The 16,705-nt window shown below is 60.5% G+C and carries 16 protein-coding genes; 15 read left to right on the forward strand and 1 reads right to left on the reverse strand.

Annotated elements, in window-relative coordinates:
* Positions 1-10 precede the first annotated feature (10 nt).
* The 6 genes from flgA to fliP are packed head-to-tail and all read left to right on the forward strand — an operon-like array spanning position 11 to position 4,110.
* Positions 11-493: a flagellar basal body P-ring formation chaperone FlgA gene (gene flgA, locus NXC14_RS03345; protein ID WP_085776955.1), complete on the forward strand. Its 483-nt coding sequence runs from the start codon at positions 11-13 to the stop codon at positions 491-493.
* Positions 490-1,611 (forward strand): flagellar basal body P-ring protein FlgI, encoded by a 1,122-nt coding sequence (locus NXC14_RS03350; protein ID WP_085776956.1) that lies wholly within the window; start codon positions 490-492, stop codon positions 1,609-1,611. Before flgA ends, NXC14_RS03350 begins: the two co-directional genes overlap by 4 nt.
* Positions 1,608-2,147, forward strand: coding sequence for a MotE family protein (locus tag NXC14_RS03355; RefSeq protein WP_085776957.1), 540 nt, complete (start codon positions 1,608-1,610; stop codon positions 2,145-2,147). The genes NXC14_RS03350 and NXC14_RS03355 overlap by 4 nt, the downstream gene beginning before the upstream one ends.
* The gene (gene flgH, locus NXC14_RS03360) at positions 2,144-2,860 is read left to right on the forward strand and encodes a flagellar basal body L-ring protein FlgH (RefSeq protein WP_085776958.1); all 717 of its coding nucleotides are present in this window, start codon (positions 2,144-2,146) and stop codon (positions 2,858-2,860) included. Before NXC14_RS03355 ends, flgH begins: the two co-directional genes overlap by 4 nt.
* 12 nt (positions 2,861-2,872) lie before the next feature.
* Positions 2,873-3,376: a flagellar basal body-associated FliL family protein gene (locus NXC14_RS03365; RefSeq protein WP_085776959.1), complete on the forward strand. Its 504-nt coding sequence runs from the start codon at positions 2,873-2,875 to the stop codon at positions 3,374-3,376.
* A complete protein-coding gene (gene fliP, locus NXC14_RS03370; RefSeq protein WP_085776960.1) occupies positions 3,373-4,110 on the forward strand; it encodes a flagellar type III secretion system pore protein FliP in 738 nt (245 codons plus the stop codon). Before NXC14_RS03365 ends, fliP begins: the two co-directional genes overlap by 4 nt.
* 79 nt (positions 4,111-4,189) lie before the next feature.
* Here fliP and NXC14_RS03375 read toward each other — a convergent pair whose 3' ends face one another.
* Positions 4,190-6,106: a glycosyl transferase gene (locus NXC14_RS03375; protein ID WP_085776961.1), complete on the reverse strand. Its 1,917-nt coding sequence runs from the start codon at positions 6,104-6,106 to the stop codon at positions 4,190-4,192.
* 430 nt (positions 6,107-6,536) lie between these two features.
* On the opposite strand from NXC14_RS03375, the gene NXC14_RS03385 reads away from it, so the two are divergent.
* The 9 genes from NXC14_RS03385 to NXC14_RS03425 all read left to right on the forward strand — a co-directional run bounded on the left by NXC14_RS03385 (position 6,537) and on the right by NXC14_RS03425 (position 16,459).
* On the forward strand, positions 6,537-7,442 hold the full coding sequence (locus NXC14_RS03385; protein ID WP_085776962.1) for a flagellin: 906 nt from the start codon (positions 6,537-6,539) through the stop codon (positions 7,440-7,442).
* A gap of 282 nt (positions 7,443-7,724) precedes the next feature.
* Positions 7,725-8,633 carry a flagellin gene (locus NXC14_RS03390; protein ID WP_085776963.1) on the forward strand — a complete coding sequence of 303 codons (909 nt, stop codon included), beginning with the start codon at positions 7,725-7,727 and terminating at the stop codon, positions 8,631-8,633.
* A 245-nt stretch (positions 8,634-8,878) separates the two neighbouring features.
* On the forward strand, positions 8,879-9,790 hold the full coding sequence (locus NXC14_RS03395; protein WP_085776964.1) for a flagellin: 912 nt from the start codon (positions 8,879-8,881) through the stop codon (positions 9,788-9,790).
* A gap of 299 nt (positions 9,791-10,089) precedes the next feature.
* Positions 10,090-11,052, forward strand: a complete 963-nt coding sequence (locus NXC14_RS03400; protein WP_085776965.1) for a flagellin — start codon at positions 10,090-10,092, stop codon at positions 11,050-11,052.
* 202 nt (positions 11,053-11,254) lie between these two features.
* Positions 11,255-11,884, forward strand: coding sequence for a hypothetical protein (locus NXC14_RS03405; protein ID WP_085776966.1), 630 nt, complete (start codon positions 11,255-11,257; stop codon positions 11,882-11,884).
* Positions 11,881-13,209 (forward strand): MotB family protein, encoded by a 1,329-nt coding sequence (locus tag NXC14_RS03410; protein WP_085776967.1) that lies wholly within the window; start codon positions 11,881-11,883, stop codon positions 13,207-13,209. Before NXC14_RS03405 ends, NXC14_RS03410 begins: the two co-directional genes overlap by 4 nt.
* A gap of 10 nt (positions 13,210-13,219) precedes the next feature.
* The gene (gene motC, locus NXC14_RS03415) at positions 13,220-14,515 is read left to right on the forward strand and encodes a chemotaxis protein MotC (protein ID WP_085776968.1); all 1,296 of its coding nucleotides are present in this window, start codon (positions 13,220-13,222) and stop codon (positions 14,513-14,515) included.
* Complete coding sequence (locus tag NXC14_RS03420; protein ID WP_085776969.1) at positions 14,512-15,954, forward strand: flagellar hook-length control protein FliK; 1,443 nt, start codon at positions 14,512-14,514, stop codon at positions 15,952-15,954. Before motC ends, NXC14_RS03420 begins: the two co-directional genes overlap by 4 nt.
* Positions 15,875-16,459: a lytic transglycosylase domain-containing protein gene (locus tag NXC14_RS03425; RefSeq protein WP_085776970.1), complete on the forward strand. Its 585-nt coding sequence runs from the start codon at positions 15,875-15,877 to the stop codon at positions 16,457-16,459. Before NXC14_RS03420 ends, NXC14_RS03425 begins: the two co-directional genes overlap by 80 nt.
* Positions 16,460-16,705 lie beyond the last annotated feature (246 nt).

The following is a 16,705-nucleotide window of genomic DNA, read 5'->3' on the forward strand; positions in this document are numbered from 1 at the left end:
GGGCCGAAACATGATGTTTTGCCGGGCAGGACGCATCTCAGGATGGGTGGCGGTAGCCACGATCGCAATCGCGGGCATCATCTTGCCCGTGAATGCGGATGCCGGCATGGGTTATGCCGTCGTCCCGACGACGATCATCTATCCCGGCGACACGTTGTCGGGCAGCCAGCTTCAGGAGGTTGAGGTCACCAACCCCAACCTCGCCGGCGATTATGCCAAATCGATTTCGCAGGTCGAAGGTCTGGTTTCCAAACGCACGCTGCTGCCGGGCCGTACGATCTCGGTTTCAGCGCTGCGCGAACCCTATACGGTGACGCGCGGCTCTTCGATCCGCCTGGTCTTCTCTCTCGGCGCAATGACGATCTCCGCCGCCGGCACGCCGCTTGAAGACGGTGCGACGGGGCAGGTGGTCCGTGCGCGTAATATGGATTCCGGCGTCATCGTCAGCGGCACGGTGCTTGCGGACGGCACGATCCATGTGAGGGCGAAATGAAATTGTTCTTCCGTATCGTCACCTTTGTTGCGGTTGTCGCCATGAGTTTGGCCGACGTGGCGCCCGCCTGGGCGCTGACGTCCCGCATCAAGGATATCGCTTCGCTTCAGGCCGGCCGCGATAACCAGCTGATCGGGTACGGTCTCATCGTCGGCCTGCAGGGAACCGGCGACGGCTTCCGTTCCTCCCCCTTCACCGAGCAGTCGATGCGGGCAATGCTCCAGAATCTCGGCATCTCGACACAGGGCGGCCAGTCCAACGCGAAGAACACCGCGGCCGTGATGGTCACCGCCAACCTGCCGCCCTTCGCAAGCCCCGGCAGCCGTCTCGATGTTACGGTGAGCTCGCTCGGGGATGCCACCTCGCTACGCGGCGGCACGCTCGTCATGACCTCGCTTTCCGGTGCCGACGGCCAGATCTACGCTGTCGCTCAGGGCTCCGTTATCGTCTCCGGCTTTCAGGCGCAGGGCCAGGCGGCGACTGTGACCGAAGGCGTCACCACCGCCGGCCGCGTGCCCGGCGGCGCGATCATCGAACGCGAACTGCCGTCCCACTTCAAGGATTCAGTCAATCTCGTCCTGCAGCTGCGCAATCCCGACTTCTCGACGGCGATCCGCATTGCCGACATCGTCAATGGCTATGCCTCCGCGCGCTTCGGCGGCCCGGTTGCCGAAGCCAAGGATTCGCAGGAAGTGGTGATCCAGAAACCGCGCACGGCCGATCTCACCCGGCTGATGGCCGACGTCGAAAACCTTATTGTCGAAACCGATACGCCGGCCAAGGTGGTTATCAACGAGCGCACCGGCACGATCGTCATCGGCTCAGATGTCCGCGTCTCGCCGGTCGCCGTCAGCTACGGCACTCTGACTGTTCAGGTCACCGAGACGCCGCAGATCATTCAGCCCGAGCCCTTCTCGCGCGGGCGGACTGCCGTTCAGCCGCAGACCGACATTGCGGCCGAGCAGACCGGTGGGCGCGTTGCCATCATCGACGGTCCCGACCTCAGGACCCTTGTCGCCGGCCTCAACAATATCGGCGTGAAACCGGATGGGATCATCGCCATTCTCCAGGGCATCAAGTCGGCGGGCGCCCTGCAGGCGGAGCTTGTGCTGCAATGATGACGATCCTGAATCCTGACATGACCGTGCTGCAGCTGCTGCGCCGCCTGGCGCTGCCGGCAGCCGGCCTCGTCCTTCTGTCGATCCCCGGCGCCTTCGCACAGGAGCATCCGGAGGGAGACATCACGTCTCAGGACGAGATCAAGCAATTCTGCACCAACATCGCCGATCCCGCCCGCGACCAGCGCTACCTGCTGCAGAAACAGGAGCTGGAAAGGCTCCGCGCCGACATCGACGCCCGGATGGAAGAGATGGACAAGCGCAAGGCAGAATACCAGGACTGGCTGAAGCGGCGCGACGACTTCCTCAAGCAGGCCGAAGCCGGCCTCACCGATATCTACAAGAAGATGAAGCCGGATGCGGCGGCACTGCAGCTGCAGGATATGAACATCGAAGTAGCGTCGGCCGTCATCATGCGGCTCGGCCCGCGCCAGTCGAGCCTCATCCTCAACGAGATGGACTCGAAGAAGGCCGCGGCTATCGCCAGCGTCATCGCCAGTGCGTCCGATCCCAATACGTCGAAGGATCCTTCATGAATATGCGTTTCCCGGCCGCGATCGCCGCCCTCGCACTCCTTGCGGGCTGCCAGTCTCCGACGGCAGTCAGCGAGATCGGCCGTGCGCCCGCCATGAGCCCGATCGGCAGCGGACTTGCCTATGGCCAGACCCCGCAGATGGCGCTCTATCCGAAGCAGCCGCGCGCCGTGGCGCAGGGCTATTCGCTCTGGAGCGATTCCCAGGCCGCGCTCTTTAAGGATGCACGCGCTTTGAACGTCGGCGACATTCTGACCGTCGACATCCAGATCAACGACAAGGCCTCCTTCGACAACGAGACCAACCGCAGCCGCACGAATTCGAGCGGCATGAACTGGGACATCAATGCTCAGATCTTCGGCTGGACGCCTGAATCCAAGACCGATCTGACCTATGGTTCCGACACCAGCACCGACGGCAAGGGCAAGATCGAGCGCACCGACAAGCTCACCCTTCTCGTTGCGGCCGTCGTCACCGGCATTCTCGAAAACGGTAACCTCGTCATCTCGGGTTCGCAGGAAGTCCGTCTGAACCAGGAGCTGCGCATCCTGAACGTCGCCGGTATCGTGCGTCCGCAGGACGTCAACGCCGACAACCAGATCTCTTACGACAAGATCGCCGAAGCCCGCATCTCCTATGGCGGCCGGGGTCGCCTGATGGAAGTGCAGCAGCCTCCGCGCGGCCAGCAGGCCGTCGATCTTTTCTCGCCGCTTTGAGGCCGAACGACGATGGCAGACGAAGACATAAGCGCAGGTCAATCGAAGAAGAAATCCGGCCTGCTGACGATCGTCGGCATTGCCGTCCTGACGCTTCTCGGCGCCGGCGGCGGCTGGGCGGTCGGCACGATCGTCGCGCCCGAGATCAAGGGCGCCAAGGAGGTAGAGCAGTCCAAGGAAGCCGATGCCAAGAAGAAGGCCGAGGAAGGCCTGGCGCGCATCTCGACCGAGGCCAACAACGTCGTCCAGCTCGAGCCGATTACATCGAACCTTGCCTACCCTTCGGAAAACTGGGTCCGACTCGAAGTCGCGCTGCTGTTCAACGGGCCGCCCGACGTCAAGGTCGCCGAGGACATTCACCAGGATATCCTCGCCTATGTCAGGACGGTTTCCCTGCAGCAGATCGAGGGGCCGCGCGGCTTTCAATATCTCAAGGATGACATCCAGGAACGTGTTGACCTTCGCTCGCAAGGGCGGGTATCGAAGGTCATGTTCAGGACCTTTGTCATCGAATGATTCGTTTCATAGTTTTCCTTGCCGCCATGATGGTGGTACCGGAACTGGCGGTGGCACAGCAGCTGCCGACCGACTTGTTGAACGTGCCGGTCGATGGCTCCGTCGCCGCCTGGATCATCCGCACATTCGGCCTGCTGACCGTTCTTTCGGTCGCGCCGGGCATCCTGATCATGGTGACGAGCTTCCCGCGCTTCGTCATCGCCTTCTCGATCCTGCGCTCAGGGATGGGCATCTCCTCGACGCCTTCCAACATGATCCTGCTGTCGCTGTCGCTCTTCATGACCTTCTACGTCATGTCGCCGACCTTCGATCAGGCCTGGCAGAATGGCGTGCAGCCGCTGCTTGCCAACCAGATCAATGAGACCGAGGCGGTCCAGCGTATCGCCGAACCCTTCCGCACCTTCATGGCGGCCAATACCCGGGACAAGGATCTGGCGCTCTTCGTCGATCTTGCGCGCGAGCGCGGTCAGAACATCCAGACGACCGATCCGATCGACTACCGCGTGCTGATCCCTGCCTTCATGATTTCGGAGATTCGTCGCGGTTTCGAGATCGGCTTTCTGGTCGTGCTGCCGTTCCTCGTCATCGACCTCATCGTTGCAACCATCACCATGGCGATGGGCATGATGATGCTGCCGCCGACGTCGATCTCGCTGCCTTTCAAGATTCTCTTCTTCGTGCTGATCGACGGCTGGAACCTGCTCGTCGGCAGCCTGGTGCGCTCGTTCAGCTGATCGGCTGAGCTCTCTATATTTCGATAAAAGAAAACCCCGCCGGATCCGCTCCGGCGGGGTTCATCATGCAGTCGAACCGTTACTCGGCCGCGAAGGGGGCCGTCCGCGGGGGCATCGCTGGAATATCCATGTGCTCGGGCGCCAGGCGCTGTTTCGCCCGTTCGGCCATGATTTCGTAGGCCTTCTCCAGGTGGTGGCAGAAACGTTGGGCGTCGAACAGCGGCGCGATATAACGCTGCTCCTTCAGATGTGCCTTGTATTCGGCGATCCGCTCGGGATTCTGCGCCAGCTCGACGGCGAGATCCTCGTATGCCTGCAGGTCGCTTGCGACGAGCTCGGGTAGATCGATCGCCCTGAGCAGGCTTTCGCTGACGCGCGAGGCGAAGTTGGTGCCCTTGACCGTCAAAACCGGCAGGCCGCCCCAGAGCTGCTCCGAGGTGGTCGTGTGACCGTTGACAGGGAAGGTGTCGATCCCGAGGTCGGCTGCCTGCTGGCGGCTGATGTGATCTTCGTAGGGCGCGCGCGGGCAGAAGATGATGCGCTTGGGCGCAATGCCGGCGGCCTGGAACTGCTTCAGCAGGTTCGCCTGGTTGCGCGGCGAATTGGCCATCAGCCAGAGCACGCTGTTCGGCGCCCGCTTGAGGATGCGGCACCAGCTGTTGACCACATCGGGCGTGATCTTGCGGTTGCCGTTGAAGGAGGCGAAGATGAAGGCCTCTTCCGGCAGGCCGAGTTGCTCGCGGGTGACCGGACGCGGCTTCGGGCGATGCATCGGATCGTTCGGCTGGTAGCTCTCCGGAAGCCGGCAGAATTTCTCGTGGAAGAATGGCTTGGCCACGTCGGGCAGCACCGAATGGTCGCCGATGACGTAGTCCAGGTCAATGTTGACGGTGCTGCCGGGAAAACCGAGCCATCCGACATGAACAGGTGCCAGCGGCAGGTTGAAGGCTGACGCGCGGCTGCCCGACGTATGACCCTTCAGATCGACCATGATGTCGATATTGTGCTCGCGTACGATTTCCAGCACTGCCTGGTCGGAGAAACCGTGAATGTCGACGATCCTGCCCCAGCGGCTGCGGTCGGTGTCGTTATGCTTAAGGTATTCGGGGCCCGTATGGCAGAAGAGCGTCACCTCGAACCTGTCCTTGTCGTGAAGTTCGAGAATGCGCTGCAGCAGCTTCATCGTCGCGTGGCGATCCCAGAAGTCCGATGACATATAGCCGATGCGGATCTTGTTTGACCATGTGTGCGGCTGGTTGCGGCGGAACGCGACCCGTTCCTGGTTAAGCGGGGTCGTGCCGATCGTTGCATATCGGTTGAAATCTTCGTTGCCGCACCAGTGCAGATGATAGAATGGATTGTCCTTGCGCAGGATCTCCAGATCACCCTTTGCGAGGGCCTCGTCGATCACTGCCTGATGCTTGGCCGACTCTTCGAAATCGTTGAATTCACGAGCGAATACAAGGTGAAGAAAGCGGAAGGCGTGATTGCCTGGAAAGCGCTTGAAGAGGTTGCGCGCAAGCGTCTGGTTGGTCGCGTCGTTGAGATCGTCGCTGAGCAGCAGGGCCGCCAGGCGCATGTGATCGGGGTTCATGCTTTCCGACAGAACCGTCTTGAACGGGCGGATGATATCTCGCTGCTGGCGCTTCAGATAGATCGCGGTGATGATGAAGGCGAGTTCGGCATCTTCCTGCGCCCTGCTGAGGTTGCGCATGGCGATCAGCAGCGCTTCGTCCTCGTGGCCGGTTTCGTAGTGCAGCTTGGCAGCCTGCTTCTGATATTCGTAGGCGTTCGGTCCTTCGCAATTGCCGGCCAGGCCATAGGCTTTTGCGGCATCGGCCTTGAAGCCGAGCTGCACGAGGTTCTTGGCCAGCAGCGCATAGGTCTTGGCGTCCTGCTGAGTATCGATGAGCTGGTTGAGCGTCGCCAAGGACTTTGTGTAGCGGCCTGCCTGGTAATCTTTGGATGCCGCAGAGAACGAAACTTTGCTGTTCAAAACCCAACTCCGTGAAGGAAATTTTCTGGCATGGCTGTCGATCGCCGGGCGCGCACGATCCGTCCTCCCAGGCAACGGGTGGATTGATCCGATGATGCTATCCCGGCACCTGGCATGTTGCCATTCGAAGCTTGCTTGAAACAGGTGCGCCTCATGAAGACACCGTCTCGCCCCAGAGAAAACGGCTTCTTTCACGATACGTTAGCATGCGAAGGGATAGATTCAGCCGGTATTAACTATGGGATGTAAGGTGCCGGAGCGGAGCCTCCATTTTTAAGAAGTTGGCAAGCATTGGCTGCGAGATTGCCCTGGACATGACGGGTTTGGGCCAAACAAGCAGGCGCCGAGTAGCATGAAGCTGGTCCGTCATCGCCGGTAATACAGTCCGGTATGTCCTCCTTTTTGTATCTAGTTTCCAGGGGACAGATTTATGACAAGCATTAACACGAATTCTTCCGCACAGGCCGCTCTCCAGACGCTGCGCAATGTCAACCAGGGCCTCAACAAGACGCAGAACCACGTTTCATCCGGTTATCGCGTCGAAAAGGCTTCCGACAACGCTGCTTACTGGTCGATCGCAACGACCATGCGTTCGGACAACAAGGCACTGTCGGCCGTTTCCGACGCCCTCGGCGTGGGTGCTGCGAAGGTCGATACCGCTTACACCGCCATGGACAGCGCCATCGACGTCGTCGGCGAAATCAAGGCCAAGCTGGTTGCCGCGACTGAAAACGGCGTCGACAAGGCCAAGGTGCAGGAAGAAATCGGTCAGTTGCAGCAGCAGCTCCTGAGCATCGCCCAGTCGGCTTCCTTCAACGGCGAGAACTGGGTTGCTGGCGCTGCCGGCACCAAGAGCGTCGTTTCCTCCTTCGTCCGCGACGGCTCGAACGCAGTATCGATCACCACGACCGATTACGTTCTCAACAGCGGTTCCGCCGGCAACGTTCTGTTCGGCATGAGCAACGGGACGGTCGAAACCTCCACGGGTATCCTCGGTACGTCGACGGGCGCGACCGGTTCTATCTACTCGATGAACATCACCAACTTCACCGCCGGTCAGATCCAGACGGCTCTGACCAACGTCGAATCGGCTCTGAAGTCGATGACCAGCGCCGGTGCCGCTCTCGGCTCGCTCTCCAGCCGCATCGACAGCCAGGAAGACTTCGTGTCGGCTCTCAGCGACTCGATCGACTCCGGTATCGGCCGTCTCGTCGACGCCGACATGGAAGAAGAATCGTCGAAACTCAGCGCCCTGCAGACCCAGCAGCAGCTGGCGATCCAGTCGCTGTCGATCGCGAACTCCTCTTCGCAGAACATCCTGTCGCTCTTCCGCTAAAGCGGTCGGCACAAGGCTTTCAAGTTTCGCGGCCGGGTCAGCCCCGGCCGCGAAATGTTTTAACATAAGGTTAATGAGCGTCCGTCTAAGTATCAGATATTTTTACGAAATTTCCATTTTGAATTTAGCTTTCCTTAACCATCTTGCTGTTTTCTAGGCCCATCGAAACGGCGAGTTAACCCTAACGAGAATGGTTAACAGGCATGATGCTGATCGCTGTGGGCCGGACGAAAATCCGGAATGTCCCTTTTTTAAGATCTGCCAATAAGGGGCAAACTTACTATGACGAGCATCAACACCAATAACGCTGCAATGGCAGCCCTTCAGACTCTGCGCGGGGTCAACCAGGGTCTCCAGACCACCCAGGCTCATGTTTCGTCCGGCTATCGTGTCGGCAAGGCTGCCGACAACGCTGCCTACTGGTCGATCGCAACGACCATGCGTTCGGACAACAAGGCACTGTCGGCTGTTTCCGACGCTCTCGGCCTCGGCGCTGCCAAGGTCGACACGGCTTACTCCGCAATGGACAGCGCCATCGACGTCGTCGGCGACATCAAGGCCAAGCTGGTTGCCGCGACTGAAAACGGCGTCGACAAAGCCAAGGTCCAGGAAGAAATCAGCCAGCTGCAGCAGCAGCTCCTGAGCGTCGCTCAGTCGGCTTCCTTCTCCGGTGAAAACTGGGTTGCCGGCGCTAACGGCACCAAGAACGTCGTTGCCTCCTTCGTCCGCGACGGCTCCAACGCCGTTTCGGTCGTGATGACCGACTATGTTCTCGACAACAGCTCCACGGGCAACGTCCTGTTCGGCATGAGCGCCGGCGCGGTTGAAACCTCCACGGGTATCCTCGGTACTTCGAACGGCGCAACCGGTTCCGTCTACGCGATGGACATCACCAACTTCACCCTCGGCCAGATCCAAACGGCTCTGACCAACGTTGAGTCGGCTCTGAAGTCCATGACCAGCGCCGGTGCTGCACTCGGCTCGATCTCTAAGCGCATCGAGCTTCAGGAGAACTTCGTATCGGCTCTCAGCGACTCGATCGACTCCGGTATCGGCCGTCTCGTCGACGCCGACATGGAAGAAGAGTCCTCCAAACTCAGCGCCCTGCAGACCCAGCAGCAGCTCGCCGTCCAGTCCCTGTCGATTGCGAACTCCTCTTCGCAGACCATCCTGTCGCTCTTCCGCGGCTAATAAACGCCAGAAAATATGGCCCGCCGGTCTCCGGCGGGCACCTCTGCTCGAGCCGCGCTTCGATGAAGCGCGGCTTTCTTATTTTCGTTAACGATTGATTAACCATAATGTTGTCTTCTCAGCTCAACGAGACGGCGGGTTAACCGACATTAAAAACCGGTTAACAGGCATGAGGCTGATCCCCGTTCCCGGTAACATTCCGGAATGTCCCTTTTTCCCAGATGCCAACAAGGGGCAATCATTTCATGACCAGCATTTTGACGAACGTCGCGGCAATGGCCGCACTTCAGACACTCCGCGGAATCAACGACAGCCTCGAAGACACGCAGAACCACGTCTCGTCGGGTTACCGCGTCGAAAAGGCTGCCGACAACGCCGCTTACTGGTCGATCGCAACGACCATGCGTTCGGACAACAAGGCGCTTTCGGCCGTGTCCGACGCTCTTGGCCTCGGCGCCGCCAAGGTCGACACCGCCTACTCCGCCATGGACAGCGCCATCGACGTCATCAGCGAGATCAAGGCGAAGATCGTCGCCGCAACCGAAAAGGGCGTCGACAAGACCAAGGTCCAGGAGGAAATCGGTCAGTTGCAGCAGCAGCTGCTGAGCATCGCACAGTCGGCTTCCTTCTCCGGTGAAAACTGGGTCGCCGGCGCCGATGGCACCAAGAGCGTCGTGTCGACCTTTGTCCGCGACGGTAACGGCAATGTCTCGGTCAAGACGACCGACTACGTCCTGGACACGAGCTCCACGGGCAACGTTCTCTTCGGCATGACCTCGACCGGTACGATCGAGACGACCTCCGGCATCATCGGCACATCCTACGGCACGATCGGTTCGATCTACTCTATGGACATCAGCACCTTCGGTTCGGCTGAGATCTCCATGGCCCTGACCTCCATTGAGGCCGGCCTCGAAGCGATGACCAAGGCTGCATCGCAGCTCGGTTCGATTTCGACCCGTATCGAATTGCAGGAGAACTTCGTCGGAGCGCTCAGCGATTCGATCGACTCGGGCGTCGGCCGCCTCGTCGATGCCGACATGGAAGAGGAATCGAGCAAGCTGACGGCGTTGCAAACCCAGCAGCAGCTGGCGATCCAGTCGCTGTCGATCGCCAACTCCAGCGCCCAGAACATCCTCACGCTGTTCCGCAGCTAAATCAGCCGCTGAAGCTGGACCGAATCTTGCGCGGCCGTTCGGCCGCAAGCAGGAAACCTTCCGGACCGCGCCCGAAAAGGCGCGGTTCTTTGTTTTATATCAATAGCTTGACTTGCGAGATAAGCCGCTTGTCGGGCTCTCGGCGCCGCTCTTGCCCAACAAGTTGATATCGAGTTAACTTTGCCTTGAGTTGATTTGCTTTTGCGACGCGCCGGCGAAATTTCGCCGGAGGCATGAGGCCACTTCAGTCGCCGCCGTCAATCCGGCCTGCCCTTTCATCTTATTCCGAGACCCTGTCGATGACCGTTAAGATTACCAGCGCGGCCGCGGTGAATGCACTTGCGGTGCTGCGCAGCATCAACAAAGAAGCCAGTCAGACCCAGCAGCAAGTGTCTTCGGGCTATCGGATCGAGACGGCCGCAGACGATGCTTCCTACTGGTCGGTCGCCACTGTCATGCGCTCGGACAGCACCAATCTCGGCACGATCGGCGATGCGCTCGGTCTCGGGGCTGCCAAGGTGGATGCGACCTACACGGCAATGAATTCGGCGATCGATCTCGTCAGCCAGATCCGCGCCAAGCTGGTTGCGGCAAGAGAGCCCGGCACCGATAAGGACAAGATCAATGCCGAGATCAGCGAATATAAGGAGCAGCTGAAGACCGTTGTCGGGTCGACGTCGTTTGCAGGCGAGAACTGGTTGCTGAACAGTGACAAGGCAGCGCCGCCGACATGGTCGGTCATTTCAGGTTTCGTGCGCGCCTCGACGGGCGAATACCAGGCCCAGACCATCGACTTCCCTTCGTCGCAGACCATCCTCATCGACAAGAACAATGCGAGCGGCGGCCTGTTCACCAAGGCGATTGATGCCCAGGCGATCAACAGCAGCGGCACGGGACCGCGGAACTATTACCTGTTGGACGCCGGGTCGACCACGCCGGCGACGGGCAGCGAGATCGCGATCGACAAGAACACCACTGACGCCCAGCTCGTCGACATGCTCGATGTGACCGACTCCCTGTTCTCCTCGCTGACGACGACGGCCGCCTCAATCGGTGTGATGAAGACGCGTATTGACGACCAGATCGACTACGCGGCCGATCTGTCGGATTCGATCGACAAGAGCGTCGGCGCGCTGGTCGATACCGATATGGATGAGGCCTCGATCCGCCAGAAGGCGATCGAAACTCAGAAGCAGATGGCTGTCGAAGCGATCTCGATCCTCAACACGGCGGCAAGCAAGATCCTCATTCTGCTGGAGTAGAGCTGGGCGCGATCACCAATGGCGGCGGCGCCATTCATCCTCGCGCAAGTTTGACTTCCTAGTTTCCGGCATGAAGGCATCGTCCGAAAATCATGCCGGCGCAAGGTCAAGCCCTTGTTCGCTGCGAAGGACATGTCGCGCGCAAGGTCATTTTGAACGGGGGCGGGCAAGCCGCACGTCTTCCGGATGCTGGATGGTTTCTATGAGCATTTCGCTTTCTCGGTATTTGAAGGACTTCGGCGAACCGAAGCCGTCAGCGCCGATCATCGATATCGACGATTTGGCCGGAGATGGTTTTCCGGAGACGCCGAGCGAACCTCCGGTCGACATCGAGGCGGAGCGGCGCGAGGCCTATGCGCAAGGCCATGCGGCGGCGACCGCTGATTTGACCGAGAAATACGAAAGCGAGGCGCGCGCTCTGGCCGAGGCCCATACGCGCGCGCTCGAGGAACTGAAGATTCGCTACGAAGTGGAGGCGGCCGCGGTCATTGCATCCCGCGTCCGCGATATCGCTGAAGAAGTCGCTCAGCTCGTCAGCGCCGGCGCGGCGATCGCCATTGCGCCCGTCGTGACGGAAGCGCTTGCGGCCAAGGCTGCCGAAAGTCTCGCCGCTCTGCTGCGTGAAGCAATTCTCGAAGGTGCAGCCGGACCGGTCGTTGTCAGAGGGCCGACCGGCCTTTTCGACATATTGAAAGCCGAGCTCGGCGAACATGCCACGGCGGTTCGGCACATCGAGGCCGAAGATGTCGATCTAGCCGTCGAAATCGGTGAGTCCGTCATCGTTACCCGTATGTCCGCCTGGGCGGCCAGCTTGAAGAAAGTTCTCGAATGAGCGACGGCGAAAACCATCACCACGGCAGAAACGAGATCATTATCGTCAAGCGGCATGGCGGCGGTGATCACGATGGTGCCCATGGCGGTGCGTGGAAAATTGCCTATGCCGACTTCATGACGGCGATGATGGCATTCTTCCTTGTCATGTGGCTGGTGAACGCCGCCAACGAGGAGACCAAGGCCGCGGTTGCGACCTATTTCAATCCGATCAAGCTTGCCGACGAAAAGCCGACCGAGAAAGGCCTGAAGAAGCCTGTCGACCATGCCGAGGGCGAGGAGAAGAAGGAAAAGTCGAAACAGAAGGAAGATAATCCGACCGAGGGTAAGTCCGCCGCCGATGGTGACGACCAGACATCGACCTCAGGCGACCAGACCAATTATTCCGAGGCCGATTTCTTCGAGAATCCCTATTCGGTTCTCGCCGAGATCGCCCAGGAGGTCGGCCAGCAGGCCAATGTCAGCGCCAAGGGCGATGGCGGCGCGGCCGATTCCGGCCCTGCCACCGGCGCCGATGGCGGGCAAGCCTATCGCGATCCCTTCGATCCGGATTTCTGGACGAAGCAGGTCGAGGTGACAACGGCCGGAAAACCCTTGCCGCCCGACAAGAGCGAGGAGCAGCCGACCGAGAGCGAGACGACGGAGATCGCCAAGGCCGAGGATATGAAGCCGGTGCCTTTGGCGACCGACCAGAAGCCCGCAAAGGAAGCCCCTGCTAAGGAAGCCAAGGAAATGAAGGGCGCCGCAGAGGCCAAGGACGGCAAGGTGACGGAGGGCAAAGCGGTCGAGGAGAAGAAGGCGGAAGCTCGGAAGGACGCCGAGCATCAGAAGGAAGCCGACCAGAGCGCGGCTGAGCCCGAGCAGCAGAAGAAGGAAGCTGAACAGCTTCAAGCGCAGATCTCCCAACAGATCGGCGGTGTTGCCGGCAAGCTCGCGGAAGGCCTGACAGTGACGGCGGCCGAAGGCGGCCTGCTGGTCAGCATCTCCGACCAGAACGATGATTCGATGTTCAATATCGGTTCGGCTGTTCCGCGCCAGGAGATGGTGCTCGCCATGGAAAAGATCGGGACGATCCTGAAGGAGAGGGGTGGCGCAGTCGCCATCCGCGGCCACACCGACGGGCGCCAATACAAGGGCGGGCAGAACGAGAACTGGCGGCTTTCGATGGATCGCGCCCAGAGCGCCTATTACATGCTCGTGCGCGGCGGACTGGACGAGACGCGCGTTTCCCAGGTCTCCGGTTTCGCCGACCGTCGGCTGAAGCTCCCCGCCGACCCGTTCAATGCGGTCAACCGCCGGATCGAGATCCTGGTGCAGGCGGAATAGGGATAGTCGGATGGCGCGTCGGCAGCATCGCTACGTCGGATTTATGGCCCTCGGCCTGGCGATGCTTTCGCCTGCCGCAGGCAAAGCGCAGGATCCGGACGATCTTGCGCCGTACAAGATGCTGCGGTCGCTGCAGTTCGTGCAGGATTCCGTCGTCGCCGGCGATCATTCGGCCGGCGAAATGCAGCGCTTCATGCTGGGCACCATCGACGAGCGGCTGCGAACGGCCAATACAAAGATTTTCGATGACGACCGCAATGTCGATGCGGCGCTGATCTATACAATGAGCGGCGGCAATCCCCAGACGCTCGAATATCTGATCGCCCATGACGTCGACGGCTATTTCGATAACCGCGTCACCGATGTGCTGCGCAAATATCTGACCGGCAAGGGGCTGCTCGTCGCCAAGACGCTGGAGGAAACCGCCAGGGAATATCGCGACAAGAAGATCGGTCCATACCTGGCGCTGATCGGCGGCAACGTGCTGATCGCCACGAAACCGACAGATGCGCTTGATCTCTACGACCAGGCACGCCTTGCCGCGCCGGGCACAATCGTCGAGGAGGCAGCCTTGCGCCGTTCCCTCGCCATCTGCGTCGACAAGCGAATGCTCGACAAGGGGCTCGCCTATTCGCAGCGTTATGCCAGGCGCTTCCTGCATTCGCCCTATGCCAGTCAGTTCGCCGATCTTTTCGTCAAGCTCGTCGTCGCCCATGATCACGATGTGAAACCGCAGGATGTCGTCGATATCCTCTCATTCATGGATGCCCCGCGCCAGCGCGAGGTCTATCTGCGCATCGCCCGCGCTGCGGCGATAGCGGGCAAGCCCGAGCTGGCGCGCATGGCGGTCGAACATGTGCAGTTGCTTGGCGCGGGCACCGATAATGCCTTCGGCCCGCTCGCAGATTTTTATGGCGGCATGGCCGGCCTTCCCACGGAGGAGATCGACCAGGCGGCAAAGAATGTCAGCGGCATCGACGGCGAAAGGCTTTCGCCGCGGGATCAGGCGCTGCAGGCGGCGGCGCGCTCCGTTGCCGAGCAGATCCTGCGTGCGCCGGATCCGGCAAGCTTGACGCAAGCATCCAATCCTAACACTTCTCATCAAGAAATCACTTCTGAAAAGGCTGCGGCGATAGCCACGCAACCGGGGACGCCAGGCGCGCCTCCCGAGCCTGTTCCAGGAGGTGTGGCATCGACTGGCCAGAGCCAGGATACCGACTCCTCATTCAACACATTTGTGACGACCAGCCGATCCAAGCTCGACGAGATCGATGGTCTTCTGGCGCAGGAAGGCAACGAACAATGATGGACTTGAGCGTCTCGGGCGGAGCCTCTGGTGCGGAGGCGGCTGCGGCCGCGAAATCTGCAAAGGCTGCAAAGGGGGATGCCGCCGGTCAGCAGGGCGGCTTCTCCGATGTGCTTGCTGAGACAGGCGGCAGCGCCGTCGACGGCGCGCCGGACGATGCACAGCCGGATCAGAGTGTCGCCAATGGCGATCCAGGGAAGGTGGCGCGGACGATCCGCAGCCGCAGCGGCGCCAGACCGCTGATCCATCTCAGCGACGCCGCACTGAAGGCACAGGCCGAAGTGCAGCCAGAAACGGTCGCTAATGCCGAAAAGGTGGTCGCAAAGCCGGCGAAGGATGGGCTCAAATTGCCGGCCGGCGTCGGCAAGCCCGATCCCAAGGATCAGTCCGCCGACGAGGCCACGCAGGAGGCCAAGGGCGTCAAGCGCGTCAAGACGGACATCTCGAAAACAGATGCGGATAAGGACGGTGGGGCCGAGGACGGCGGCATCTCCGATGTGCTCGGCCTGCTGAAGCAGGAGCCCGCCGATGGCACGGTCGCTTCACCAGCCGCCGCAGCCGCCCATCAAGCCTTCACCAAGACCGACGAGGCCGGATCTGCCGAGAAGACGACCGCTGGTATCGACGCCAAAACGAGCGGGCACGCATCCGACGCCCTGGCGGTTGTCAGCGGCAATATCGAAAGCGTCAAGTCTGATGATATCAAGGTTCCCGGCGCCGAGAATACCGAAGCCGCCGACGGCCGGACGTTCCGGATCAGTCGCGCCGACGGCCGCGGCGTTTCGATGGACGTTCACCTCGGCGCGGAACGGGCCGGGTCCAAGGACGGTGCGAAGAAGACCGATCTCGAGAATGTCTCGGTCCTCGAATCGCGCCGCTATATCGGCCTGGCGCAGAATACCAATTCCGCTGCGGTCACCGCCGCTCTCTCCGGTGATTCCGAATGGGCGCGCGCCATGCAGCCGAGTTCGACGCTCTCCAACGCGGCGGAATGGACGAGCACCGGCAAGGTGGTCAATACGCTGAAGATCCAGATGAACCCGATCGATCTCGGCCTGGTGACGGCAACCATGCGCCTGGCCGGCGACGCCCTGAACGTCGACCTTAGGGTCGAAACCGGCGCCGCCTACCGGCAGCTGAAGGAAGATCACGGCAAGATTCTCGAATCCCTGCGCAGCCAGGGCTATGCGGTCGACAACGTCACCATCAGCATGGCCCCCGTCGAACGGGCCGACGCCGGCAACCAGGCCGGCAGCCAGGGGCAGGCCTCCCAGCAGCAGTCGCTGCCTCAGCAAGGGCAGGGCGGCGAGGCGCGCGAGCGCCACAATCAGATGGCCCAACGGATGGATGGAGGCTTCAATGGCGCAGGCGAGACAGGTATCGAAGACGTCTTTGCTGGCGGTGCTCGCAGCAGCGGTGCTGGCGGCGTTTACCTCTGAGGCAGCCGCTTCCACCGGTGCCTGCGAACGCGAAATCCAGTCGGCCGCGGTCAAATACGGTATCCCTGAAGGCATCCTCTATTCGGTCGGCCTGACGGAGACCGGCCGCAGGGGCTCACTCTATCCCTATGCCATGAACGTCGAAGGCAAGGCGATTTTCCCGCCCTCGGAACAGGATGCGGTGAGGCAGTTCGATGTGGCCCGCAGAAGCGGGGCGAAGCTCATCGACATCGGATGCATGCAGATCAATCACTATTATCACGGCGAGAATTTCCCCTCCGCCGAAGATATGTTCGATCCGCATCGCAATGTGGAATATGCGGCGAGGTTTCTCCGCAACCTGCATGACCGTCATGAGACCTGGACGATGGCGGTAGCAAGATACCACGCGGGGCCGAATAACAATCCCGCGCAGAAGCAGTATGTCTGCCGCGTTATCGCCAATTTGGTGGCGACCGGCTATGGCAAGTGGACTCCCAATGCGAGTAACTTCTGCCAGAATTAATTCAACCAGAGAGAGAATTGCCAAATTGTGACAGAACTGTGTCGCAATGTGGCAGGAATCCGGCGCCAAGTCGGTACGCAAGTCACAATTAACCGAGCGTTAACTTTTCCACGAAACTTTTGTGTGGATATCTGGGCGTAGCCACTAGATGTAGATCAAATCGCCACGCGGATCTTAATCAATTATTAATTTCCGCCATTCACTTTATCGAGTTGTCGCCGATTCGCGCGATTCGTACCCATAGAT

It is taken from the genome of Rhizobium sp. NXC14, from assembly GCF_002117485.1.
GTDB lineage: Bacteria > Pseudomonadota > Alphaproteobacteria > Rhizobiales > Rhizobiaceae > Rhizobium.